24 protein-coding genes, 2 tRNA genes and 1 rRNA gene are annotated in these 25,534 nt (G+C 27.1%); 21 read left to right on the top strand and 6 right to left on the bottom strand.

Annotated elements, in window-relative coordinates:
- Positions 1-329: 329 nt before the first annotated feature.
- The 20 genes from B5E92_RS11625 (at position 330) to B5E92_RS11530 (ending at position 19,557) form a co-directional block, all read left to right on the top strand.
- A complete protein-coding gene (locus B5E92_RS11625; RefSeq protein ID WP_087302367.1) occupies positions 330-1,397 on the top strand; it encodes an Ig-like domain-containing protein in 1,068 nt (355 codons plus the stop codon).
- 241 nt (positions 1,398-1,638) lie between these two features.
- Positions 1,639-1,905 (top strand): hypothetical protein, encoded by a 267-nt coding sequence (locus B5E92_RS11620; RefSeq protein WP_143357584.1) that lies wholly within the window; start codon positions 1,639-1,641, stop codon positions 1,903-1,905.
- Between the two features lie 57 nt (positions 1,906-1,962).
- A complete protein-coding gene (locus B5E92_RS11615) occupies positions 1,963-2,589 on the top strand; it encodes a hypothetical protein (RefSeq protein WP_143357583.1) in 627 nt (208 codons plus the stop codon).
- A 6-nt stretch (positions 2,590-2,595) separates the two neighbouring features.
- Positions 2,596-4,419 carry a conjugal transfer protein TrbL family protein gene (locus B5E92_RS11610; protein ID WP_087302361.1) on the top strand — a complete coding sequence of 608 codons (1,824 nt, stop codon included), beginning with the start codon at positions 2,596-2,598 and terminating at the stop codon, positions 4,417-4,419.
- Between the two features lie 40 nt (positions 4,420-4,459).
- Positions 4,460-4,864: a PrgI family protein gene (locus tag B5E92_RS11605; RefSeq protein WP_087302359.1), complete on the top strand. Its 405-nt coding sequence runs from the start codon at positions 4,460-4,462 to the stop codon at positions 4,862-4,864.
- The gene (locus B5E92_RS11600; protein WP_087302357.1) at positions 4,861-7,365 is read left to right on the top strand and encodes a VirB4 family type IV secretion system protein; all 2,505 of its coding nucleotides are present in this window, start codon (positions 4,861-4,863) and stop codon (positions 7,363-7,365) included. Before B5E92_RS11605 ends, B5E92_RS11600 begins: the two co-directional genes overlap by 4 nt.
- The gene (locus tag B5E92_RS11595; RefSeq protein WP_239406453.1) at positions 7,365-8,600 is read left to right on the top strand and encodes a CHAP domain-containing protein; all 1,236 of its coding nucleotides are present in this window, start codon (positions 7,365-7,367) and stop codon (positions 8,598-8,600) included. The genes B5E92_RS11600 and B5E92_RS11595 overlap by 1 nt, the downstream gene beginning before the upstream one ends.
- A gap of 27 nt (positions 8,601-8,627) precedes the next feature.
- On the top strand, positions 8,628-9,170 hold the full coding sequence (locus tag B5E92_RS11590) for a hypothetical protein (protein WP_087302354.1): 543 nt from the start codon (positions 8,628-8,630) through the stop codon (positions 9,168-9,170).
- Complete coding sequence (locus tag B5E92_RS15530; RefSeq protein ID WP_087302352.1) at positions 9,160-9,396, top strand: hypothetical protein; 237 nt, start codon at positions 9,160-9,162, stop codon at positions 9,394-9,396. The genes B5E92_RS11590 and B5E92_RS15530 overlap by 11 nt, the downstream gene beginning before the upstream one ends.
- Positions 9,397-9,414: 18 nt before the next feature.
- Positions 9,415-9,975, top strand: coding sequence for a helix-turn-helix domain-containing protein (locus B5E92_RS11580; protein ID WP_087302350.1), 561 nt, complete (start codon positions 9,415-9,417; stop codon positions 9,973-9,975).
- 21 nt (positions 9,976-9,996) lie between these two features.
- Positions 9,997-10,482, top strand: coding sequence for a hypothetical protein (locus B5E92_RS11575; protein WP_087302348.1), 486 nt, complete (start codon positions 9,997-9,999; stop codon positions 10,480-10,482).
- Positions 10,483-10,875: 393 nt separating this feature from the next.
- On the top strand, positions 10,876-13,104 hold the full coding sequence (locus B5E92_RS11570) for a VirD4-like conjugal transfer protein, CD1115 family (RefSeq protein WP_087302346.1): 2,229 nt from the start codon (positions 10,876-10,878) through the stop codon (positions 13,102-13,104).
- Positions 13,097-14,362 (top strand): relaxase MobL, encoded by a 1,266-nt coding sequence (mobL, locus tag B5E92_RS11565; protein WP_087302344.1) that lies wholly within the window; start codon positions 13,097-13,099, stop codon positions 14,360-14,362. Before B5E92_RS11570 ends, mobL begins: the two co-directional genes overlap by 8 nt.
- Before the next feature lie 86 nt (positions 14,363-14,448).
- Positions 14,449-15,660, top strand: coding sequence for a HipA family kinase (locus B5E92_RS11560; protein ID WP_143357582.1), 1,212 nt, complete (start codon positions 14,449-14,451; stop codon positions 15,658-15,660).
- 37 nt (positions 15,661-15,697) lie between these two features.
- A complete protein-coding gene (locus B5E92_RS11555; protein WP_087302340.1) occupies positions 15,698-15,949 on the top strand; it encodes a hypothetical protein in 252 nt (83 codons plus the stop codon).
- Positions 15,950-16,013: 64 nt separating this feature from the next.
- Positions 16,014-16,505 (top strand): hypothetical protein, encoded by a 492-nt coding sequence (locus B5E92_RS11550; protein WP_087302338.1) that lies wholly within the window; start codon positions 16,014-16,016, stop codon positions 16,503-16,505.
- 19 nt (positions 16,506-16,524) lie between these two features.
- Entirely contained in the window at positions 16,525-16,944 is a 420-nt protein-coding gene (locus B5E92_RS11545; RefSeq protein WP_087302335.1) for a hypothetical protein, read from the top strand.
- A gap of 1 nt (position 16,945) precedes the next feature.
- Positions 16,946-18,025 (top strand): type I DNA topoisomerase, encoded by a 1,080-nt coding sequence (locus B5E92_RS11540; protein ID WP_087302333.1) that lies wholly within the window; start codon positions 16,946-16,948, stop codon positions 18,023-18,025.
- On the top strand, positions 18,006-18,356 hold the full coding sequence (locus B5E92_RS11535) for a hypothetical protein (protein ID WP_087302331.1): 351 nt from the start codon (positions 18,006-18,008) through the stop codon (positions 18,354-18,356). Before B5E92_RS11540 ends, B5E92_RS11535 begins: the two co-directional genes overlap by 20 nt.
- A 106-nt stretch (positions 18,357-18,462) precedes the next feature.
- A complete protein-coding gene (locus B5E92_RS11530; RefSeq protein WP_087302329.1) occupies positions 18,463-19,557 on the top strand; it encodes a site-specific integrase in 1,095 nt (364 codons plus the stop codon).
- A 389-nt stretch (positions 19,558-19,946) separates the two neighbouring features.
- Here the strand turns inward: B5E92_RS11530 and B5E92_RS11525 are convergent.
- From B5E92_RS11525 to nagB, 5 genes are all read right to left on the bottom strand, one after another.
- Positions 19,947-20,020, bottom strand: a tRNA-Thr gene (locus B5E92_RS11525).
- Between the two features lies 1 nt (position 20,021).
- Positions 20,022-20,108, bottom strand: a tRNA-Leu gene (locus B5E92_RS11520).
- A gap of 69 nt (positions 20,109-20,177) precedes the next feature.
- On the bottom strand, positions 20,178-21,125 hold the full coding sequence (metA, locus tag B5E92_RS11515) for a homoserine O-succinyltransferase (RefSeq protein ID WP_087302327.1): 948 nt from the start codon (positions 21,123-21,125) through the stop codon (positions 20,178-20,180).
- A 56-nt stretch (positions 21,126-21,181) separates the two neighbouring features.
- Positions 21,182-22,426, bottom strand: a complete 1,245-nt coding sequence (locus B5E92_RS11510) for a deoxyguanosinetriphosphate triphosphohydrolase family protein (RefSeq protein ID WP_087302325.1) — start codon at positions 22,424-22,426, stop codon at positions 21,182-21,184.
- Positions 22,427-22,544: 118 nt separating this feature from the next.
- Entirely contained in the window at positions 22,545-23,276 is a 732-nt protein-coding gene (nagB, locus tag B5E92_RS11505; protein WP_087302323.1) for a glucosamine-6-phosphate deaminase, read from the bottom strand.
- 213 nt (positions 23,277-23,489) lie between these two features.
- Between nagB and ptsP the strand changes: the two genes are divergently transcribed.
- Entirely contained in the window at positions 23,490-25,199 is a 1,710-nt protein-coding gene (ptsP, locus tag B5E92_RS11500) for a phosphoenolpyruvate--protein phosphotransferase (RefSeq protein WP_087302321.1), read from the top strand.
- A gap of 233 nt (positions 25,200-25,432) precedes the next feature.
- Here the strand turns inward: ptsP and rrf are convergent.
- Positions 25,433-25,534: ribosomal RNA gene (gene rrf / locus B5E92_RS11495) — 5S ribosomal RNA — on the bottom strand; the annotation flags it as partial.

Genomic DNA, 25,534 nt, shown 5'->3' with positions numbered 1-25,534 from the left:
TCATTCTGGCAAAGATATATACATTTTTTCTGAATTAGCAGATATAAATGTTTATCTTTTTAAACAAGGAAAAAGAATTAATGATATATCTCTTATTAGCAATTTTGCATTTAAGTTAATACCTCAAGATATAGAGGATACCGATTAATACTTATCTCATAAAAAATATTAATAAACTAAAAGAGGCACTTAGCCTCTTTTCTATTTCTTAGAAAAATAATTCAATAGTAATATTTTTCTAAGAAATAGAATTAAAATTTTTGAGGCAAAATGTCTCTTTTTCTGTTTATTATAAAAAGCACAAATAGAATTAATATGGAGCGATATAAATGAAAACAAAAAAACTAGTATATAGCATTATTATTTTATTATTACTTTTGACTGGATGTGATAGCGATCTACTATCCGATCCTAATTTTTCAAAAGACAAAATAAAATTTAAAAATGATATAGTAGTAAACTATCTCGATGAAGTTGATACAACATCATTCGTAGAAAGTATAGACAATATCAAAATCAAAGATAGTAATCGAAATAAGGATAAAAATATTATCACTATTAATAATTATATAATTAAGTGTCCTAAATTTGTAGCTGACAAATGTGGAAAAAAAGAGTTGATATACAAATTAGGTACTCATGATTACAAATGTACCATCACAGTAAAAGATATTAGTGCTCCTGAATTTGTATTAGAACAAGATATATATGAAATAACTCAATTTGAAAATTTTACATTAGATAATATTAAAATAAAAAAATTGAAAGATAACTTGACTAAGAAAAAAAATATAAAATTAAATCTTGATGGCGAATATGATACTTCTAAACTTGGCACATATAATTTAACATTAAATGCTATTGATGAAAACAAAAATAGTACATCAAAAGATATAATTTTGATTGTCTACCCTACTCCTTCATTAGAAATAAGTGCCCATAGTATAAATTTAAAAATTAATGAAACTTTCAATATAGCAGTTTCTAGCCAAGGTAAAGGTTCAGACAAGATTACATTTTCTAGCAGTGACAACAGCATTGCTACTGTTGATTCTAATGGAACAATCACTGCAAAAAATAGTGGTTCAACAACAATTAACATTAAATGTAATAATGGTTTATCAACGACGATGACAGTTAATGTCGAAAAAGAAACATCTAATAAAACTAATAATAATAAAAACAATTCTAATAATAATACTGAAAATGATAATAAAAATTCTTCTACGGGATCTAGTTTATCAAATCCGTCTAAATATAATAAATATTTTAGTGGTGTTTCGATTTCAATTTATAACGATGCTTATAACTATGCAGAAAAAATAATCAGCGAAGGAAAAGCTAATGGTTATACCCTTATGCCAGATGGAAAAGGCTATAACGTTAGCTTTTATTAAATATAATACTAAAGGAGGTGAGAAAATGTCGATTATTTCAGTAATATGTGGTATCACAGTATTAATTGCTTGCTGTATTTATTTTATTATTGACATAAAACAAAACAGAGAGCAAATAATGAATGTAGTAACATATTTTTTGGTAAGATTTATTCTATCATGTATTGTTGCATTTTTTGTTGCATACTTAATCGCAATATAAAATTATTATATAAAGTTAATAGAAAGGAAGAATTAAAAATTGAATATCATGCTTATTATGGGATCGTTTGATCCTATTTTAAATTTATTAAGACCCTTTTTCAATGATGCCTTAACCTTTTTTCAAGCAGTAGGAATTTTAGTAACTGCTGTTATGGTTAGCTATTATAAAATCCGAGCAATGTTCGCTGATGTTCAACAAGACCAAATGTTTGATCAAAAAGCAAAGACAGTCTTATTTGCATTAGTATTAATATTTATTGTACCTACTATAGTTAAAGTTCTTGAATCATATTTTATGTCGTAAAGAGGCAGTTTGCCTCTTTTTTATTTAATAAAATCCAAGAAATTGAAAGGCGAGGAAATGAAATACGAAAAATACAAAAACGACTTATCATTCTGGGTCGATCACTTTGGAGAAGAATTTTATGATTTTATCGATAAATATTCCATAGACCTAAATAATGATGAGTATAATTTATTAAAAATAACACAATCAAATAAAACTATAGTAAAAAAACAATTTAAAACACTCAATGATTTCGAAGAATATTTTATTAAATTAAAAGCAAAAAATAAAAAAATAAATTTTCGACAGCCACATATTTTTAGTGATGCTAAAAAAGAAAGTGTACCAATATCCAATGAAGATTTTTCACCATTTGACTTAATGAAAGAGTTTAATGCATTAAAGCCATTATTAGAAAAAAATTATTCAATTATGTTTGATATAAATGAATCATTTAAAAAATTAGCTGACGATATTAATTTTGATATAAATGATAATCAAATGGAAAAAATACGGTTAATTTTATCTGCTATGAATAAACAATTAATTGATATACAAAATTCAATTAATAATGATACGAAAGTAGATTCAATAGAAAACAGCTATATATCATTCATCAAACAAAAGGTATTAAATATATATAATAAATATTCATTTCTTTTTATAATCATACTACTTTTGATATTAGTAATTAGGTGGTGATAATTTATGCTAATTATGGGTCTTTTTTCTGGTATATCAGAGAGTATCGCTAACTTCTTTAGGGATTTTATGTGGAATTTGATTGAAACAGAAATTACATGCATTCAATCACTTATAAATGCCTTAATAAACGGGGTACTAAGTTTTGGTATATTAGACAATACTTGGATACAAGATGGATATAAAGCGTGTGTAGTATTAATGTTCATTATTTTACCAGTGAAAATTATTTATGAAATAATCTATGCAATTGTACGTGATGATGATCAAAATTTTGATATTAACAAAAAATTATTAGGTGGCATATTATGTACAATTATTGCTGTATCATTAAGTACACTAATTCCTCTTGCTAATAATCTAACTATAAATACATCAAAAATGATAATTGGTCAGCAATATAGTGATGACTCTGAAACTATTTCTAATAGTAATTCTGCCTCAAATCCAAATAATACTAAAGATTTAGCAAAAGAATTAGTAATTGGAACATTATGTGCATTCGGAGGAATGGATAGAAATAATACAATATTTTCTTATGTTACGAACGATGATGGAGAAAGTATGGACATTGGAGCAGAAAGATTTTATGAATATATTACTAATCCAGATTCTGCTTTAAAAGGATATGAAGGCGAACCGTCAGAAGCAAAAAAAAGAACTTCAGATAATTTTTTCTCTAAAGGAATATACAATCGCTGGTCTTTTTATTATAGATGGGACGTAAATGGAAACGGAACAGATGGTTCAGATGACTGGGATCTGCTAGGTTCATATGAAAATGATAGTGCCTTTGTTGAAGCATCACCATCCAAGCATTACGGAAACAAAAGTGTCCCAGCCAACAGAGAACAAGCAGAACAGGCTTACAATTATATAGAAACGCATGCTGGCGAATATATATGGGAGTTTGGATATTTAGGTACAATTATTGGTCTTGCAATATTTCTCATACTGTTGTTTATAATAACAATAGAAGTAGCAATGAGAATTATTATGATCGGTTTCTTATATATAATCGGTCCTCTTTGCTGTCTGTCATTAACAAATTATACTAACCCACAATCATTTACTGTTTGGAAAAATAGTATACTTAGCATGTTTTTTGTAAATTTAGCACAAATTTTTATGCTACAGTTCTTAATGAATTTAGCTAGTGATATTTCAAGTGCAGGAAATAATAGCAATATTTTTGCATCAATCGCACTATATTTTGGAGCTTTTAGTGCTGTTATCGCATTGCCTAAATATGTTTCTTCTTTAATTGGTGGATATGAACAAGGAATCATGGAATCACTTAACCAGATGAGAGGCACATTAGGAGCTGCATGGGGTATGACTGGTGGACTTGCTTTAGGTGCTTCAAGAAAAGTAATGGGTAGACATAACGATTACACTGGACATCTATCTGGTGGGTTACGTGGTGCAATAAGAGGAAATAAAACATCATCGAATGAAAGAATCGGCGGTTTTAAAAATAGTCTAAATGCAGCTAAAAATGCATTATTTGGTACACCTACTAGTACTAGCGAAAATTCTCGTTCATCAGCGATGGGAAATACTGGAAATCAGAATTCTACTTCTAACGGTTCTGAATCCAACTACACAAGAAACGGTGGAAATGTACCACATAATAATGCAACAAATAACAACTCAATGGTCAGAACTGGTGGACTATTAGGAAGAAATGGTGTGGCAGAAAGAGCTATTAATAAAATGACATCAGGATCGAATATGCCTATCCATAAAAGAGTAAATCGAACTATGGGTAACTTAATAGGATACCGTGGTAGTGGTCCTGCAAACTGGTCATCGCTAAAAGACAGATAAAATATTTAAAAATAATTATTAATAATATGTGAGGTTTAAAATGAAAAGTCACTATGATTACAAAATTATATTAAACAAAGGAAAAACCAAACCAAAAATATTTTTATTTCTTACTTTAAATCAAGCACTAATAAGTTTAGTTACTGGAATAGTTGTGTATAAAATTTTAGAATTGTTTGTAACAGAAATTTTTGCACTTATTGTAGGAATTGGTATTGCAGTTGCAATTGCTTCACTCTTTATAGAGATGCCTACTGATCATCTAAATGTCATGCAACATTTAAAATTGGCATATGACTATTATTTTGTAATACCTCATAAATATCACTACTATCGCACTAAAGAAGAACATCAGGAAGAAATAGTATTAGAAAAGGATGAAGAAATATATGAGGAACGTTACAAAGCTCAAAAATCGAATAAAAAAAGGAAGGTTTTAAAATGAATTTAAAATCATTATTTTTTAAAAGTGAAAATAAAACAAATAAAAAAAACTCTAATAATAACAAAAAAATTAGACATATAAAAGATGCTATTCCCGTTAACTGGGATGAAAGTAAAAAATGCTTTATTGATAAAAACAAAAATTATATTCGAATGTTGAAAACAACTGGTACAAATTTATTTGGATTGAAAGAAGAAGATCAATTAATTTATATGAATGCTTTTTCATACATTTTTAATTCAAATATTGGTGAAGGTCAAATTTACTCGTATGAAATACCAGCAGATGTCGACCAGTATATTGAAGACTATGAAAATTTAAAAAATAATTTAGATATACAAAATAGTCAAACAGATAGAATTAAGTATGATATATTAGCCAACTCTCAAAAATATCTTGAAGATACTGCTGTTACACATTCATTAGTTGATAGATGCTTTATTATTATTTTAAAAGATAAAGATTATTTCCAATTAGAAAAAAGGCTAAACGAAATAATCAATATTTTAGGAACATATCAAAAAACAAGATATTTATCTAGTCAGGAAATGTTAGAAATAGTATATGATTACTATAATCCAGCCGATAGTGAATTTATATCAACAACATGGAATGACAAATATGGTATAATCGATCTTTTATATCCAGATTACATTGGATTCAAAGAACAAGGATTTAAACAATATATAGAATTAAATGGATTATGCACGAAAACAAAGTGGTTAAGTACATTTTATAAAGAGCCAGTTCAGGCTCTTTTATGCTATCTTGCAACTTATCCAAATGTTGAATTTTCATTGCATTGGACGCCTGCTCCACAAGATTCTATAAAAAAGGATCTTGATAAATCTGTTCAAAATTTAAATAAGCAGATTGAGAAAGAAAAAAAAGCATCTACTGCTTTAGAAAAGCAAAAAGAATTAAAGGAAAATCTAGACTTAATTAATTCATTAGTTACAGATGGCTCATTTGCAATATATTTTTCAGTATCAATAAGAATTGTTGCAGAAAATGAAAAACAACTTTTATATATTGAAAACGAAATAGATAAATATGTAAAAAGATATAATATCAAATTCAGAGATGGTATTCATCAACCATTGGAAATGTTTAATTTATCAGCTCCTCTTTGTCAAAATGAAGTTGAAAATTACATGCTTGAAACAACAGCCGACACGATGGGATATATGTATCCATTTGTTTTTGAAGCATTATACGACCATACCAGTGAATATAGAAACAATTCAGTGATAAATTATCCACCAGTTTATATCGGTAATACTATCAATACTGGTGGTGTAGTATTTTATGATGATTTTGTGCGTCAAGATGACCGTTCTTCATCAAATGAATTTATTGTAGGAACTACTGGAATGGGAAAAACATTTTTATTAATGTGGCTCATAAAACAGAGATATGCATTAGGATATAAACAGTATATTATTGATGTCGAAGGAAAAGAATTAAATAGATTAACTAAAGCTCTAGGAGGAGAAAATATCAATGGTGCAAATGGGTTTAATGGTCGAATAAATATATTACAAGTAAGAATAAATATTCCTGATGACGATGATATAGATGAAAAAATATCATTGGATAATATATATCCTTTAAGTGAACATATGAGATTTTTACGCAATTTATTAACTATTCAAAAAGGTAATGATAACCAAGATATTAGACTGCTGCACATGAATAAAATTGAAAAAGCCTTAGAGAATTTATATAAAAACATTGGTATAACATATTCTACGACAGCAAAATATATTATTGATAATTATACTAATGAAGATTATCCAATAATGACGGATCTTTTAAAAGAATTAAATAAAATGTTAGACAAAGCATATAATGCTCAAGCTAAAGACGAAGCAGATATTACAAGAATAAAAGAATGTATTGCCTTTATTGAACCAATGGCAAACGGTGCTGAAGCACACATTTTTAATGGAACTACTAATATTAATTTAGAAAGCAGTCTTATAAACATCAATCTAAGTGGATTAAATGATAATACTGATAGTAAACTATTAAAAGCTCAATATTACAACTATCTCAGTTACATCTGGTCATCAATATTATCTAGCGACAACACTACTAGACAAAAAATTTATGCAGATGAATTCAGTGTAATAATGGATCCAAGATATACAGATATTATGAGCTACTTTGAAACAATAATTAAACGTATTAGAAAACGAAATGGTGGTTTATGTACTGCTACTCAACAAGTATCAGATGTACTGAAAAATTCAGTTCGTGATTATGGAGAAGCAATTATTTCTCAATCAACATATCAATTTTATTTCGGATTGGGGTCTTCTGGAGCAGAATATTTTAAAGATTCTAAATTAATCCCCAAACAAGAATTAGAATTTATACAGTTTGCTGGCATAGGTAACTGTTATTTTAAAGTAGGATCACAAACAGCTATGAGAATAAATATTTCCATACCACCAGAAGAATTAGAATTTTTAGAAGAAATTAAAGGTAAAAATTAGTGTTAAAAAAAATTATCATTTCATTAGCAAGTAGCTTTATTCCACTATTTATTATATTAATTTGTTTATCAATGTTACTAGCAAGTGCTGAAATTGAATCTAATGACAATGAAAATAACAATAACATTGATACAATGGAAATATTTATGCATATTGCAGAAAGCGAATTAGTTAATAATATAGGAAAAAAAGGAGGAGATAAATACAGAATTTGGTATTCTGGAAAAGCAGATGGACTTAACTGGTGTGCAACTTTTGTGTCATGGTGTGCAAACGAAGCAGGTATTATAAACGTAGCAATACCAAAATTTCAAAGCTGTGATGCGGGAATAGATTGGTTTAAAAATCAAAATGTTTTTCATTATACAAATGAATATGGTGGCGATAATTATCTGCCCAAGCGTGGTGATATCATTTTTTTCTGTAAAGGAAATAAAAATGACAGTACACATGTTGGAATTGTTGGCAACTTTGATGGTCAAAAAATCATAACAGTTGAAGGAAATAGTAATGATTCTGTAGCTTCAAGAGAATATGATATTTCTAATCCTAAAAAAACAATTTTAGGATTTGCATCACCTAATTATCCATCAAAAATTAATTCTTCAATATCAGGTACTCTATCTGATGCATTTAAATTTTTTGCAAAAAATGAATCTGGAAATAATTATGATAAAGGATTTAGTAAAGGTGATGGATACCATGCATTAGGTTATTATCAATTTGACAACAGATATGATTTACAAAACTTTTTAAAATATTGTTATGATAGTGACAACAATAAATATTCAATGTTTAAAGAATTTTTAAATGTAAGTAAATCTTCATTAGCTAATAATAAAAAATTAGAAACCGCATGGCATTTAGCTTATGCTAATGATCCACAAGACTTTGCAAATAAACAAGATGAATTTGAATATAATAATTATTACATACCAGTAGAAAACAAACTATCTAATAAAGGTATCAATATTTCTACTCGTCATGAAGCTTTAAAAGGTATGTGTTGTTCATTGTCGAATTGGGCTGGATCTGGTACAGCAGTTAAAATAATTGTTGATTCAGGTGCTAATAATAGTATGGATGATGCAACTTTTATTTCTACTGTTTATGATTATTTATATTCATTAAAATATGAAGATTATGCAAAATATGGGAAAACTGGGAAAAAATATTACAACGGTTGGCACAATCGTTGGAAAAGAGAAAAACAAGAATGTTTATCATTTTTATAAAAATTAAAATGCGAGGGGTGATTAAATTTGCATGAAAACTTTGAAATAAAAAAAATTATTATCTTTTTTATTGTTTTTTTATTGTTAGCTGGTTTTTTTGTTTTTTTTAATTTATATAAAGAAGATCGTAGCATAAATACAACAACTAAAGATATACCGACCTATATTAATATTGATAATATCGATTTTTTAACAAATAAAAATCAAAATGAATTGAAAAATAAAATAGAGAAATATGTATATAAGGAGTTGGAATATACAGAAAATGAAGTAGATGAAATTAATTTTTTAGAAAAAACATATACAGATAATAATAAAAAATATTTTTTCTTTATTTTAAATGATGGATTAGATACTATGTATGGTACATACTACAATACAAAAACAAACACTTTATCAACAGATTTTATCTGGTATGGTGATGCTAATAATTCTGATTATATTGATTCATCTATCCCCTATTCATATTTAGAAATTGTTAATGAAAAGAAATTCAATGATGACGCTTATCAAAAAAAGGTAGAAGATACATTGCCAGATAATAACGATGATGGAATTTATGACTACTAATTCTTATTTTTGGTATTACAATATAGTAAATGTTATTAATTCATATAACGATATTTACTATATGATATACAATAAAAGACCAATTGAAAAAAGTTGTTTTATAAAATCATTAGAAAATAAATCTAATGATTTTTTAATTATAACTTATTTAAATTTACTTTCAAAATTTAATGATGTATCTGAATCTTTATATGATAAAAAACAATTATCTAAAAGAACAATGTAAGCGAGGTGTAGAAAGTAAATGATATATTTAACAAAAACATTATCAGAAACTATTAAAAATGCACGATTAAAAAATAAACTAACTCAACAAGAAGTAGCTAGTTATTTAAATATTTCTTTTTCTAGTTATAACAGAATTGAAAACAACGTTGTTAAAAGAATTGATGAAGAAATACTAAGTAAACTTAGTGAATTATTAAAATTCGATTATGATGCAAATCATAATCTATTTACAAATAAAAAAAATGTATCAGTTAGAATTCCAATCGATTTATATGAAAAATTGAAATTTTTTCAATTTGAAAATAAATTTACATCTATGTCAGATGTTATTATACATTGTCTAAGTGAGTATACTAACAACGTAGAATTAGCAAAAATAAAATATGATTTACAAGATTTCTTTGAAGAATTAATTCTAAAAACTTTTGCAAAAGAACTTAAAGAATTAAATACTGATAAAAATAAATATATACATTTATTAGAATTTCTAGAAGAAAAATATTCTTTTGATAAAGATATTGAACAAGACGAATTAGATTTAATCGATATAAAAAGAAAAAGAGCCAAAACTTATTAAATAAAAATGAGGTTAAACTAAATGGAGCAATTAAAAATAATATTATATAGTGATGAACATATCTATCAACAAATACATCAAATATTTACCTATTATGATGAAGATAATCAGATTGAATATAATTATTTTAATAGAGATAATTATGATGTTAAACATATTAGTACCAACAGATTTATAAATTACTCGATTAATAATGTTAGTGGCTATAAACATGTATCGCATGTACTTTTACAAAAATCATTCTATCGAAATCGTGATATTGTAAAAATACTTAGAAAATTTCAGTACTTTAACCCTGATGTAAAAATACTTTTAATTTTTGATGATGACAAATATTATTATGATTATCTATTACATATTATTGCAAAAGAGAGATTATGTTCTATCGCTTTTTCAAATGACGATATAAAAAAATGGTTTGAATATGGATGCCAAAATTTCAATCATGATGATCTAATAATTAAAAAAGTTAAAAAGAAGAAGATAAAAGAGTTCATGAAATATTAAAAAATTTTCTAAATGAATTTACTCCAATCATTCAGAAATTCCAAAAAATTCCTGAATAATTTCCGTCTAAATTCATTTAGCAGGATAAGGGTGTATTCACACCTGCATATCTTCAGCTAGTTCGCAGTGCGAACTACTACTAAAAAGTCGGTTTTAAAGAAATCGACTTTTTGTTTACAGAGTGAATATTATTCATCTTGATATTCATCATTTTTCATCATAGATTTCCTCAAAATCCAATATTCATACGGTTTTTATAAAATTCAATAAATGTCATCAAAAAAAGAATATTCCTCAAAAAAATTCATCAATATTCAATCAAAAACCTATTTAAATAACGGTTTTTAGCAAAATTCATTATTTTGAATACAAAAAGAAAGGATTAAAACATAAATGGATAAAAAACAATTTAAAAACTGGAAAGGAAATTTAATAGCAATCATCATCGGGATTGCTTTAATTCCTATACTAATCATATTACTATTTTGGTTTTTAGATATTCAATTTATAAATCGCCATATTTCAATAATAAGTACTATGTTCAATCATCAACGTGAAATAATTTCATGTAGTTTTGCAATATATATTTTAGCTGGTTATGGAATACTTAAATTGTGGACAATAAAAAAGCCTAAGAAAACAGATACTCTTGCAAGCCAAAGATGGTCAACTATTGAGGAACAAAAAAATTTTTTTGGTAAATGCCCTATTGATATAAATGAAACATTAGATGTTGGTGGAGCCCCTATTAATTATATTAATGATAATGAATTATTATATGAAACAGAACCAGTACATGATTTATGTGTAGGAGCAACCAGATCAGGGAAATCCAGAAAAATAGTTAGACAATTGGTCATTATCTGTTCAATGGCTGGCGAGTCAATGATATTCAATGATCCAAAAAAAGAAATGTTTTTCGATTTTAATGATTTTCTTATAAGTAAAAAATATGATACCTACTGTTTAGATTTTAGAAAACCCGAATATTCAAACTGCATCAATCCTTTAGATACAATCGTTGAATGCTTATCTGATGATAATGATATTAAAATTGATGATGCAGATCAGTGGGCACAAGATATGGTAACGTCATTGGTTGTTGATAATGGCGCTGGAGAAAGAATATGGATCGATGGACAAAAAGCATTATTGAAAAGTATTATTCTTGCTGCAAGTCAAGCAAACATGAATATTAGAAAAAAGAATCTGTATAGCGTATACCAGACATTAGCATTACTAGGTGGTGAAAAACAATTTGGTAGCAAAGAAAATGCAAAAATGATATTGTCTGCATATATGGAATCTTTAGATGAAACTAATATTGCAAGAACAGCATTTTCAGCTATTTCAAATTCTCCTGAAAAAACAAGAGGAAGTTTTATTACATCTGCACTCAATACTATCAATTTATTTTCAAGTATTAAATTAGGTAAGATGCTTAGTAGAAGTGATTTTAAATTTAGAGATTTTGCTGAAGGGAAAAAAGCATTATTTGTTGTAGCCCCTGATGAAAAAAACACATATGATCGAATAGCATCAATTATTTTTGACCAAAGCTATCAATCATTAGTATATGAAGCAAATAATCGACCAGGTCGAAAACTAAAAAAAAGAGTACATATGATTTACGATGAATTTGGAAATATGCCTAGAATTGATAATATGCAAAAAAAGATGACAGTTGCCTTAAGTCGAGGCATAATTTATCACTTATACGTCCAAGACTTTGCCCAAATCGATGATGTCTATGACGAAAAAGTAGCAAAAATCATAAGAGGCAATTGTAATCTATGGTATTTCATTTCTAGTGCTGATTTAGGCACATGTAAAGAAATCGCTGAAGCAGTTGGAGAAGAAACTATTTGGACAGAATCTACTTCTGGAAATTTTAATGATAATGCAACTACAACAGGTGGAGGTGTATCTTTTCAACAAACAAAGCGACAACTAGTTGATGCAAACGAACTAATGACATCAGATAATCGAGATGGAAATGGTATAATTGTTAAAAGAACATATTTTAAGCCATCTAAGGTTTATCTTCCAGATTGTTCAAAATATAAATGGTATAAAAATATTACAACTAATGAAATCGAAACTCTTCGTGAAGATAATTCGCTTGATTATGCTGTACCCCGTTTTTTTGTATTAACTAAGCAAGAACAACAAATTATTATTGATAAAGGTAAAGATGGCTACAATAGTTTTATAAAATCTAGACAAACCATTAATGCAATGAATACAATGAATAAAGGAATCTTACCACCTCAAAATGATTTGTACTGGTACTGGTCAGGTAGAGATGATATTAATTCTTCAGTTAAACAAAATGTATTAAGCTATATATCTAAATCAAATAGAATTCTTAATAGAAAAGAAATAAACGAATATCTAAATAGTAAGGAATTCTTAAATTTTCTAAATCAAATTGATAATACTAGTACTACAGAAAAAATGTTATTAGCTGAAGATAAATCAATAGCAGAAACCAAAAAGATAAATGAAAATGTTTCAACAAAAACAGAAGATATTCAAATGTTAATTGATAATTTAGTTGATGAAAATTATAAAAAAGCTAATAATTTAGGAAAATTATTTAAAGGTAAAGCAAATGGCTGAGATTATATTTAATTGTCAATTTGTAGAAACTCAGTTTTCTACTAAAAAAAACAATAACGTTAAACAAGTAAATACAAATGATATGATAAAATACTATGATAGAAAAGAAGCTTGTGATTATACACAAGAAAAATTTAATAATGATGATGATTATTCTATAGATACAAATAAGGCATTTAATTATTATAACTATCGAATTGGATCAACGGGTGGTTTTAATAACAATGGTAATCTAAAAATAAATGAAGCTAATAATCTTATCAATAAATATAAACCTAAATCAATTTATAGAATGGTATTTTCCTTTGAAGAGGAATTTTTACAAAAAAATGGTTTTTTACAAAAAAATCAAATACAAAAACTGATAACTAAATCCATGAATAAGAATATACGTTTAATGGGTCTTAATCCTGATAATTGTGTTTGGGGAGCATATTATCATACAAATACAGCTCATCCCCATGTACATATTTGGTTATTTGAAAAGAATCCAACAAAACAATATTATAGAATACCAAAAAGTACATTTAAAAAAATGCGATCTAATGTAATTAGAACTATGAACATCAATAGTGAGATATACGCTAACAGAGATTTAGCTAAAAAAGAGTTATTAGATACTTTAGAAAAATTAGGTCTTAATAAAATGTTTTATAAATCTCAAAAAATAGATAAAAAAACATTCACAGATAAAAAAATTACTGATATGTTTATGAAACTGGAAAAAATTATCCCAAAAACTGGTAGTTTAAAATTCAACTCAAAAAACATATCTCCTTATAAAAAACAAATCAACGAATTAATTGACTATATTCTTTCAAATAAATTAGTCAAAGAATACTACGACACATATATAAAATTACTAGAAAAAGAGAAACAAATGTACAATAATCGATACTACTCAGATGAAGAAAAAATGAGCAAAAATAAATTTGTTGATAACAAGGAAAAAGAATTAAGAGATCGTATTGGAAATATGATTTTACAAAGCATAAAAAATTATCGAGAAGATTGTTTAGATTATGAAAATGAAAATAATTCTCAAAATAATGATGAGAATAGATTCAGTGAGAAATTATTGGCAAGAAACTCTATTAAAAACAGATCAGCTATACTAAATGCTGGAATTTTAGATGAATTATCCAAAGCAATAGATATAAGTGCGAGGACTAATGCTGTAATTGAAAATGAATTAAATCAAATGATCAATAAAGCAAAGAAAGAAATATCCAACCAAAAAAATAACATAACTCTATAAAAAATGTTATACTATTTATAAAAGTAAGTGAATTATATTAAATTGTATATTAGTGAAAGGAACGTTTAAACATGCGCTGTTACTTGATGAATAAAAACACTACACTTTTTGAAATTGAATTTAATACAATAACAAAAGGAATAGATAAGATATATAAGATATATGATATTGATCATTCTCCTCTTGCTATAAAAAATGCTCAAAAGGATAAATCAAAAAGTATACTAAAGGAATTGAATATATGGTTTAAAGGACGAGGTATTCCTTCATGGAGAAAAGATTTAAAAAGACTTTTGAATAATTTAAATATTTCAACTACTGAAGAACTGCTTGATAAAGCATATGCACTTTCCTTATCAGACCAGTACTGGATAAAAGATATTAACGATAATATTAAGTGGCAAGATATTAATTTCTTTACAAATGATTTTGAGTATAGAGCATATTTTAATGCCTCATTCAGTTCGGACAGTAAAATTGAAAAACAACCTAGTCTTTATTCACCTAATAATACAACTGATGGTATGTTACAAAAAGCATGGATTATTGAGGATGGCAACAGAGTACTTGTCAAGGGAACATATACCCCAAGCAGGCAGGAGCCTCTCAATGAGTGGCTGGTTTCAAACATATGTAGAAGATTAGGATTTGAATATTGCGACTACACAGTGGATATAATCGATAACAGAATAGTATCAAAATGTAATAACTTTATTAACGAAAATGAAGAAATAATCACTGCTTCGGATTTGTTTGATTCTCTAAAACAAGATAATAACACCAATGATTTTGAACACTATATCAATGTTTTAGAATACAATGGGTTAAAAGATGCACGCATAAATTTAGAAAATATGGTAATTATTGACTATCTAGTAATGAATGAGGATCGTCATTTAAAAAACTTTGGAGCAATACGAAACGTTGAAAATTTAAAATACGAGCGTTTAACTCCAATCTTTGATACTGGTCAATCTATGCAATGTGATAAACTTACCAGTGAAATAAATTTTTACGACGGTTATGGGAAATTTTTCTATAACACAAGAAAACCGTTTTCTAAATATTTGGATTATATTGAAGATATATCTAGAATTAATATTGATAGTCTTGATGGTATTATTGATGAATATCACTATATGCTACATAAATATCAGGACTATATAGATATCAGTAATGAAAGAATAAATAAACTGGTAAATGGATTAGCTTTACGCATAGAAAAATTTTCTTTATTTCAGGAAAAATGCCTGAACAAGCAAATAAAACCTGAATATAAAACAGAATTAGAATTATAGAGGCAATTTGCCTCTTTTTATTTTGGAGGAAAAATAAATGGATAAACAAATTAAAGAATTAAATAAGAGAATTACAATTTTAAATAAAAAATTAAATAAAATAGAATTAACAAAGAAAAAAATCGCTGACGAAGAAGCAGATGCAAAAAAAGAGTTATTAACTTTAACAAAATTACAAAACAAATTAATTGATATGCAAAATGAACTAGATCAAGCAATTCCAAAAAAAATCAAAAATGTAAGCAATCAATCAAACGACCACATTAATAATGATGATCCTATTTATTAAAATAGGAAAAATGTACTCAATAATAATTCAAATATCATGATACTATCTAAATTGAGGAGCTTATATGAAAATTAATGGTATAGAAATCTTAAATTTTAAAATTAATAACAACTTATATGAATGTGATATAGTTTTGGATAATAAATATCTAGGGAAATTCAAACAATCAAATAAATATTCAGATACATATGATTTTGATAAATCGATACTTGAATCTAGTAAAAATGCATTTAAACAATCTGACTTATATCGCATATCATGTTTTGAAACAGATGATGATATAAAAGATTTTTACACTGTAGATATGTTTATAAATGATTTATGCGATCTATATCTTGATGAAAAAATCATGATTAATAAATTAAAAGAACAAAAATTTAAATTATTAATTATTGGGGAATCGCTTATTACAAATGAGATTGTTTATACAACTATCAATAATTCTAATGAATTTGAAAGCACAGTTAGAAAAATTAAAAAATCATTAAATAATAGTGCTATTATTCGAACTTATCATTCATTATCACAGTTTTATTTTGATAACAGAAAAAAATAGATTTAAATTGGAGGGTAATATGTTTTTAACAGAAAATGAATTAAAAGAAAAATTTTGGAAGTATTATAATGGCAAAAATCGTGCAAAAAAATATCAATTTGAATGTCCGATTAGAGAGGGAAATGCTGATTTAGTCACAATAGAAGTTTATCAAGATAACTACCAGATTAACTCTTTTGAATTTAAATTAAATGATATGCCAAAAGTAATAAGACAAGCAGAAGAAAATTCAAAATTAGTAAATAAAAGCTGGATAGTAGTACCTGAAGATAAAAGAAAATTAGTCAATGATAGATACATAAATACTTGTAAAGAAAAAGGAATTGGTATCATCTTTGTAGAAGATGGTGGTAGATGGAATTTAGGTATAACGCCAAAATTTAATAAAAATATACCTATGTCCCCTACTCTTGTAAATCTGATGATGAAAGGATACTGATATGTATCATGAAATAAAAAATACATTGACTGATTTGATAAAAAACTGCTATCAAGATTTGCCTTTAGAAAAAATAAACAATTATATTAGATTTTATATTAAATTAGAAAATAAAACTTTAAAAAGTTATTTAGGTAAATATAAGCCAAAAAAAAGAACTATATATCTCTACAATATAAAAAATGAATCTAATACTTCAGTAATAGTTACATTACTCCATGAATTAGCACATCATATCGATCATATGAATAGAAATAAAAGCAATCATGATAATTATTTTTATAATATACATATTGAACTTTTATGCACAGCTTTTGACATGAAAATAATAACTTATGAAGAATTTATGATTCATTCATCTAAAGCACAAAATATAGCAAAACTAAAAAGAATGATAGAAAAAATAAACTATCCTTCTATTGCCAAAGATTTAGATTATAAAAAAGATTATCTCTGGTTAATAGCAAGTAATCAAAATAATCATAAAACAGATGATTTAAAAAGCATGGGATTTAAATACAATCCTTATATTAGAAAATGGTGTTTAAGGTGTCATACTTCAAAAGCCGATACAATTAATAATCAATTATATGATTATAGTGTTATTAAAATACGAGGATCAACTTTAATATTTAATTTAGACAGTGAATCCGATAAATTTATTATAAAACAAAATCCAGAACAATCATTAAATGATATTGGTATCTGCCCTAATTGTGGTAGTAAATTAATTGAAAGAACTGGTAAATACGGAAAATTTATTGCATGTAGTAATTATCCAAAATGCAAATATATACAAAAAACAGTAACTTTTACTAACAATATATGCCCAAAATGCGGTTCTAAACTGATTTTAAAAAAAGGCAAATATGGCTATTTTGAGGGATGTTCTAATTATCCTGAATGTAAATATATAAAACCTAAAAAAACGTCTAATATCAATGAAAAATGCCCGATTTGTGGTAAAATACTTGTAACCAGAGAAAGTAAATACGGTAGTTTTATTGCTTGTTCAGGTTATCCTGATTGCAAATATATCAAGAAAGGCAGTGGCAATAGTAATGAAGATAGTAACAATTAAATTTAAAAAAGGACTTACTAGAAATATAAAACCATCTCAAAAAGAATATGAATATATGTGTCCTATTGAAGATATAAACATCGGTGATTATGTTCTTCTTGAAGTAAAAATTAAAAAAAGACGTGATTTTCAAGTAGGTAGAATAGAATCAGTTATTGATCTTGAAGAATGGGATAATGAAAATAAAAGTAAATTATTGCCATTTGGTTTTGTAGTCTGTAAAATTCCAGTTAAAAACTTTGAAAAAAGATGTGCAGATATAAGAAAAATGAAGGATAAAACCTTAATAAATAATGAGATAAGAAAGAAACGCCAAAAGAAAAAATCATAAATAAATCTCATATTTTTAGCAATTTTAATTTATAATGGAAAGGATTGGTCTAGTACCAATCCTTTTTTATTTGGGACAAAAAATGTAATGTATTAGGAGGAAAAAAATGAAATTAAATGATTTATTTTTAACTTATCTCGAAGATATTGAATTGACACATCAGCCATCAACTATCGACATTATTAAATATCGATATTATTCTAACATTTCAATATATTTTGGCGATATGGAACTGGAAGATATTACAGCAGATAAAATAAAAAAATTTCAAAGAGAACTAATATCAGGAAAAAATAAAAAAGAAAAGAAATTAAGTGCTGGATATGTAAATATTATAATAAGTTTATTTAAAAGGCTATTAAAATATGCCTACCTTATGGAATACATAAATACAGACTACAGGTACATAAAAAGTTTGAATACGATACAAGATGTAATAGATAAAGACGCATATATTGATAGACAAACTATTTGGAGAATACCAGAGTTTAATCAATTTATCGAATTTGTAAGTGATGAACAATATTACTTGCTCTTTAACATTCTGTATTTTTGTGGACTTAGAAAAGGTGAAGCATTAGCACTAAAATGGAGGAATATTGATCTAATAAAAGGTACGATTACAATTGAATCAACTGCTTCAAGAGTAACTGGTGTAGGTCAAATTTTAAAGTCACCTAAAAGTATAAATTCATATCGTACTATCTTCATCAATGATACATTGCTAGAATTAATACTAAACTATTACCTAAAAAAAAGAAAAAATTATAAAAATATTAAAAACTTATTTGTATTTGGTGATTTTAAAATGATAAGTTTTACAACATTAGATAGAAATTTTTATAAATATAAAAAAATTTCTGGTGTAACTGATATGAATCTACACGGTTTTAGACATTCACATGCTACTATACTATTGGAATTAACAGATGATATCTATACTGTTTCAAAAAGGCTGGGACATTATAGTGTTGATATAACAGAAAAATATCTTCACTACGCAGATAAAGCTCAAAAAGAGTTAATAAAAAAATTAGAAAAAGAAGTAAAAAATATTAAAGATTATTCTATGTTTAATGATTTTATAAGTGATTTAGAAGAAAGAATTTTACTTGAACTTGATAATTCAGTATATAACAATGAGGAGATTAATAAGATAATATCAATATTCAATTTTATAAAAAAAATAAAAAATGAATAGTAAAGTTAAAAATAATATGCTAGAATTGGATTAGAAACAAAAAAGAATAAAAAAATAAACATATCTGTCGCCAAACAGATATGTTAGATATCATCTAATCCAATACTTGCCTAATGGATCAGTGAATTAGTTTTTATATAAACTAATCATTATGATTAACGATTATAAGTTATCATAACTTGATTAGATTATATCAATATAGAAACTAAATATCAACACGAATAATTAAAACAGTAATTAGGCTAGAAATTGATTAGATTCAGTATCTAGCTTTTTTTATTAAACTATTGCTTATTAACAACATAGTAAAACTTCTCATAACTAATATGTATAATAATTCTAGTTTATTCTTGTGTTTGAACCATTTTAATTTATTTAGCTGATATTAATGGTGCCGGAGCCAAGAATCGAACTTGAATTTCATGATTACCATTCATGCGTTCTGCCATTGAACTACACCGGCATGGTGCAGACAGCGAGAGTTGAACTCGCACGAGCTAATGCCCACTACCCCCTCAAGATAGCGCGTATACCAGTTTCGCCATGTCTGCATTTGGCCTTCTTGCCGTAAGTAGATTCTATCAAATTATCAAAAAAAAATAAAGACTAGAATGCAAATTCTAATCTTTTTTTCCTGTCTTAATTGATTCTAAATCATTTAAGTCATATGGTGTTAATTGATAAACATAATAATTTAACCAGTTACTAAATAATAAATAAGCATGAGAACGCCATTTAACCAATATTTCATTATTTATATCATCATTACGATAATAATTTTTAGGCATCGTAGCATCACTAGAAATTGCTAAATCCCTTTTATATTCTTTATCTAATGTATCAGGATCGTATTCTGGATGACCGGTAACAAAAAAACGTGATCCATCCTTTTCAGCAATTAAATAAACACCAGCTTCTTTGCTTTGAGCTAAGATATCTAAACTAGCAACTTTTTCAATATCTTTTGCTAAAACAGTTGTATATCTTGAATGAGGTGCATAAAATTGATAGTCAAAGCCTCTTAATATCTTACGTTTCATCTTTTCAATATTAGTACTATGGAAATATACTCCGGTCAATTTTTCATCTAATTTATGTTTTGGAATCCCATAATAATGATACAATGCCGCTTGCGATGACCAGCAAATGAAAAAAGAACTGAAGACATGCGTTTTGGCCCACTCTAAAATTTCTACCATTTCTTGCCAATAATCAACTTCTTCAAATGGCAATTTTTCTACTGGGGCTCCAGTAATAATCAAACCATCATAACTTTTATCTTTTATATCTTTGAAAGTTTTATAAAAAGCCAATAAATGCTCTTGTGAAGTATTTTTAGATTCATGACTGGCCATATGAATCCAGTCAACTTCTATTTGCAAAGGTGTATTTGAAAGCATTCTTAATAATTGCGTTTCAGTTACAATCTTAGTTGGCATAATATTCAATATTAAAAGCTGTAACGGGCGAATTTCTTGCGATAAAGCCCTATTTTCATCCATAACAAAAATATTTTCTTCTCTTAATATTTTACTAGCTGGTAAATCATTAGGTATTTTAATAGGCATAAGCTAACCTCCTAACATAAACATTAGTTTACCATAACTTAATAAATATTTTAAGACTAAAACGCAATTAATTCATTAAAAATCTGAATAATATAAGCATCACTCATTCCTGATAAATAATCAATTATACTTTTAATCATCGCTTGATCATCATTAATAAAATCATATATTACTTTATTTTGATATATTTCATTACGTTTAAAATATTTCATATTACTATATTTTTCTAACCAATGAACAAAACCATTAATAGTATTAGGAAACTGTTCTTTATCTTTAAGTAACTCATTAATTAAGTTAGTATTTGAATCCTTAGCTATTAAATCATACTTATAATAAAAATCAAAAATTGAATGTAACATTAAACTAACATAATCACTATGGATTTTAACACGATCAATTTTATATATATTTTGATAATTAAATTTCATAATAGTTTTCATTATTTCAAATGCTGTTTTAGATAATGCAATTCCATCATCAGGATTACTATTTTTGCATACATCTTGAATGAAATAATTAACTATCGTTCCATTATTGATTGCATTGAATTGATAGTCTTCAGAAAGCTGATTCAATGACATTCTTAAGACTTCAACTTTATTTTCTTTTAAAACTTTTAATCGCAACGCATCTTCAATATCACGAGCTAAATATGCTATTTTATCAGCAACCTTAACAACACAGCCTTCCCATGTAAAAGGATTATATTGACCGGGTGTTAAATAATCGTTTAAATCTATCGCTTGATCACGTTTTTTTATTTTCATTTGCTGCATCTCACCACAGTGTGAAATAATACCATCTCTAACAGCATAAGTTAAATTTAGATTATGACGTACATGTTCATCATCCTCTAATGTTTCAATATTGTCAATAAAATGCAGACTATTACGTTCATGCCAAAATGAATCTAACCCATTACTTTTAGCAATATCATTAATGATTGTTTCACCACCATGACCAAAAGGTGCATGACCCAAATCATGGCCAACAGCAATAGCTTTAGTTAATTCTGTATTTAAACCTAAATAATTTGCAATAGTATAACTAATTGATTCTACTAAATTTACATGTTCACTACGTGTACAAACATGGTCGTCTTTAACTGCGAAAAAAACTTGAGTTTTATGTTTAAGACGACGATACGCTTGAGAAAAAATTATTCTAGTATAATCACGACCAAACTCACTACGTAAATCACTATCACGCTGATAAATCGGTGATACTCGTTTTATTGCTAATGAATAATTTTTATTGTTTTCATTCATAGCCTCATTAATAAATAAATTTTTTGTCATTTTAATACCCCCCTTTTTTATTATATATTTTATGTAATAATAGTACAAATCAAGAGCGTATTTTAAAGTTAAAAAAAAGGTTTTAAAAAAGGAAAGAATAACATCTTTCCTTTAAAATCTATTTAGTTAATAAACTAGCTGCTGCTTTATCAATAATAACTGTAACATCATCATGATCTTGTAAAGCACTTGCAGGTACATCTACAGTTTTTTCACCTTCTACTAATACTTTAATTGGTGCAGCTTTATTTTCACCACAAGCAACTAATAATAATTTTTTAGCAGCTAAAATATTAGAGATACCCATTGTAATTGCATGAGTTGGTACTTCATCAATATTACCATTAAAGAATAAACGAGCGTTATCTTGACGAGTACTTTCTTTTAATTCAATCATATGAGTTACTGAATCAAAAGCAGTTCCTGGTTCATTGAATCCAATATGACCATTTGATCCAATTCCTAATAATTGGATATCCAATTGATTGTTAGCTAATAATTCGTTATAGTCATCACAGCTTTTTTGAATTTCACCAGCACCATTTGGTACATGAACATTTTCAGGATTGATATCAATATCTTTAAATAAATGTTGTTCCATAAAGTAATGATAACTTTGAGGATGTGTTGGTTCTAAACCAAAATATTCATCTAAATTAAATGTTTTAATGTCTTTATAAGAAGTCCCGTTCTTCTTATGATCTTCAATCATCAATTCATATAAACGAATTGGAGTTGATCCTGTTGCTAATCCTAAATTTGCAGTTGGATTATTTTTTACTACTTCCAACATTACTTTTGCAGCTTCTACGCTTGCTTCTTCATAATTTTCTACTATAATTACTTTCATTTTACGTCCCTCCGCATATATGATACTATTTTTAAGCATTTTGTTCAAGCTAATAGACAGAAAATCAGCTCTTTTTTATCTATAATCATTAATAGTTTATTACTATTCTAAACAATAAATTATAATTAAAAATAAGTTAAAAGTAAAACCAATAATTCTTTATTTTTTTCTATAAATAAGGTAAAATGAATATGTATATGGAGGTGTTTTTATATGATAAAAGGTATTGGGGCTTCTAGTGGTATTGCGATAGCAAAAACCTATAAACTAGTTATGCCAGATTTAACAGTAACTAAAGTTACTGTAGAAGATGTAGATGCTGAAATCAAAAAATTTGATGACGCTATGTCACAAACTGCAAAAGAGTTAGAATCAATTAAGGAAGCCGCATCAAAAAATCTTTCTGCTGAAGAAGCTGCAGTATTTGATGCACATGCATTAGTACTTCAAGATCCTGAATTAAAAACTCAAGTTGAAGACAAAATTAAAAATGAAAAAATTAATGCTGATGCAGCATTAGATGAAGTTGCAAATACTTTCATCATGATGTTTGAAAGTATGGATGATCCATACTTTAAAGAAAGAGCTGCTGATATTAAAGACGTTTCACGTCGTTTATTAGCTAATTTATTAGGAAAATCATTACCTAATCCAGCGTTAATTGATGAAGAAGTTGTAATCATTGCTGATGATTTAACTCCATCTGATACAGCTCAATTAAATAAAAATTTAGTTAAAGGTTTTGCTACTAACATTGGTGGAAGAACTTCTCACTCTGCAATCATGGCTCGTTCATTAGAAATTCCTGCAGTTGTTTCTTGTAAAACAATTACAGAAGAAGCTAATGATGATGATATGATTATCTTAGATGGAGAAGCTGGTGTTGTAATTATCAACCCAACTGATGATGAAATCAAAGAATATGAAGCAAAACGTGAAGCATTTATTGCATATAAAGAAGAATTAAAACAATTAAAGAATGAAAAATCAGTTACTGTTGATGGACATCAAGTTGAATTAGTAGCTAATATTGGTTCTCCTAAAGATATTCAAGGTGTTCTTGATAACGGTGGTGAAGGTGTCGGATTATTTAGAACTGAATTCTTATACATGGAATCAGCTGAATTACCTACTGAAGAACAACAATTTAACGTTTATAAAGAAGTATTAGAAGGAATGAACGGTAAACCAGTTGTTGTACGTACATTAGATATCGGTGGAGATAAGAAAATCGAAGCTCTTCCATTACCTGAAGAAATGAATCCATTCTTAGGAGTACGTGCGGTTCGTTTATGCTTCCAAAGAGAAGATATCTTCAGAGTACAATTAAGAGCATTATTAAGAGCATCATTATATGGTGACTTAAGAATTATGTTCCCTATGATTGCTACATTAGATGAATTTAGAAAAGCTAAAGGAATCTTAATGGAAGAAAAAGAAAAATTAGTTAACGAAGGTATTGAAGTTTCTGATACATTCCAAGTTGGTATTATGATTGAAATCCCTGCAGCAGCAGTATTAGCTGATCAATTAGCTAAAGAAGTTGATTTCTTCTCAATTGGAACTAATGACTTAGTTCAATATACATTTGCAGCTGACAGAATGTCTTCTGGTGTATCTTACTTATATCAACCATTCCATCCATCAATTTTACGTTTAGTTAAACACGTAATTGAATCAGCTCATGCTGAAGGAAAATGGACTGGTATGTGTGGAGAAATGGCTGGAGAAGCTATCGCAGCCCCATTACTAATTGGTTTAGGATTAGATGAATTCTCTATGTCTGCTACTTCTATTTTATCTCAAAGAAAATTAATCAGATCAATGAAAAAATCTGAAATGGAAGAATTAGCAGCTAAAGCAATTAACTGCGGAACTATGGATGAAGTAGTTGCTCTAGTTAAAGAAGCAGTTGATTTATAATAAGTAAAAAGTCTCGCAAGAGACTTTTTCTTTTTGTTAAAATAATATAATGCATTAATATTCTTTAAAGCTGATTTTTATAGTGAGAATCCCCTAAAGTTCCCCCTAAAAAATTTTGTAATCTACCTAAATTATTTATCTTTCAAATAAAAAAAGGCCCTAGAAGGGCAAAATGGATACATTGTAAAAAACATATATCGTTTGATAAAGAATTCTAGATAATAAAAAAGAAGAACCGGCAGCTAGCTATTGTTGCACGTAAGTACTATCGTCGCCGTTATGATGCTTAACTTCTGTGTTCGGAATGGGTACAGGTGTGTCCATCATGCTATCGC

The organism is Erysipelatoclostridium sp. An15, assembly GCF_002160675.1.
GTDB lineage: Bacteria > Bacillota_I > Bacilli_A > Erysipelotrichales > Coprobacillaceae > Thomasclavelia > Thomasclavelia merdavium.
Note: the sequence above shows the minus strand (reverse complement) of the source record. Positions and strands in the feature narration are given on the sequence as shown.

Bases quoted from the DNA above. Each gene is read 5' to 3' on its own strand.
- B5E92_RS11540 (WP_087302333.1), top strand. From the start codon at position 16,946: ATGTATCATGAAATAAAAAATACATTGACTGATTTGATAAAAAACTGC.
- B5E92_RS11605 (WP_087302359.1), top strand. From the start codon at position 4,460: ATGAAAAGTCACTATGATTACAAAATTATATTAAACAAAGGAAAAACC.
- B5E92_RS11550 (WP_087302338.1), top strand. From the start codon at position 16,014: ATGAAAATTAATGGTATAGAAATCTTAAATTTTAAAATTAATAACAAC.
- B5E92_RS11625 (WP_087302367.1), top strand. From the start codon at position 330: ATGAAAACAAAAAAACTAGTATATAGCATTATTATTTTATTATTACTT.
- B5E92_RS11510 (WP_087302325.1), bottom strand. From the start codon at position 22,426: ATGACAAAAAATTTATTTATTAATGAGGCTATGAATGAAAACAATAAA.
- B5E92_RS11615 (WP_143357583.1), top strand. From the start codon at position 1,963: ATGAAATACGAAAAATACAAAAACGACTTATCATTCTGGGTCGATCAC.
- B5E92_RS11530 (WP_087302329.1), top strand. From the start codon at position 18,463: ATGAAATTAAATGATTTATTTTTAACTTATCTCGAAGATATTGAATTG.
- mobL (WP_087302344.1), top strand. From the start codon at position 13,097: ATGGCTGAGATTATATTTAATTGTCAATTTGTAGAAACTCAGTTTTCT.
- B5E92_RS11555 (WP_087302340.1), top strand. From the start codon at position 15,698: ATGGATAAACAAATTAAAGAATTAAATAAGAGAATTACAATTTTAAAT.
- B5E92_RS11570 (WP_087302346.1), top strand. From the start codon at position 10,876: ATGGATAAAAAACAATTTAAAAACTGGAAAGGAAATTTAATAGCAATC.
- B5E92_RS11560 (WP_143357582.1), top strand. From the start codon at position 14,449: ATGAATAAAAACACTACACTTTTTGAAATTGAATTTAATACAATAACA.
- B5E92_RS15530 (WP_087302352.1), top strand. From the start codon at position 9,160: ATGACTACTAATTCTTATTTTTGGTATTACAATATAGTAAATGTTATT.
- nagB (WP_087302323.1), bottom strand. From the start codon at position 23,276: ATGAAAGTAATTATAGTAGAAAATTATGAAGAAGCAAGCGTAGAAGCT.
- ptsP (WP_087302321.1), top strand. From the start codon at position 23,490: ATGATAAAAGGTATTGGGGCTTCTAGTGGTATTGCGATAGCAAAAACC.
- B5E92_RS11580 (WP_087302350.1), top strand. From the start codon at position 9,415: ATGATATATTTAACAAAAACATTATCAGAAACTATTAAAAATGCACGA.
- B5E92_RS11545 (WP_087302335.1), top strand. From the start codon at position 16,525: ATGTTTTTAACAGAAAATGAATTAAAAGAAAAATTTTGGAAGTATTAT.
- B5E92_RS11575 (WP_087302348.1), top strand. From the start codon at position 9,997: ATGGAGCAATTAAAAATAATATTATATAGTGATGAACATATCTATCAA.
- B5E92_RS11535 (WP_087302331.1), top strand. From the start codon at position 18,006: ATGAAGATAGTAACAATTAAATTTAAAAAAGGACTTACTAGAAATATA.
- metA (WP_087302327.1), bottom strand. From the start codon at position 21,125: ATGCCTATTAAAATACCTAATGATTTACCAGCTAGTAAAATATTAAGA.
- B5E92_RS11610 (WP_087302361.1), top strand. From the start codon at position 2,596: ATGCTAATTATGGGTCTTTTTTCTGGTATATCAGAGAGTATCGCTAAC.
- B5E92_RS11600 (WP_087302357.1), top strand. From the start codon at position 4,861: ATGAATTTAAAATCATTATTTTTTAAAAGTGAAAATAAAACAAATAAA.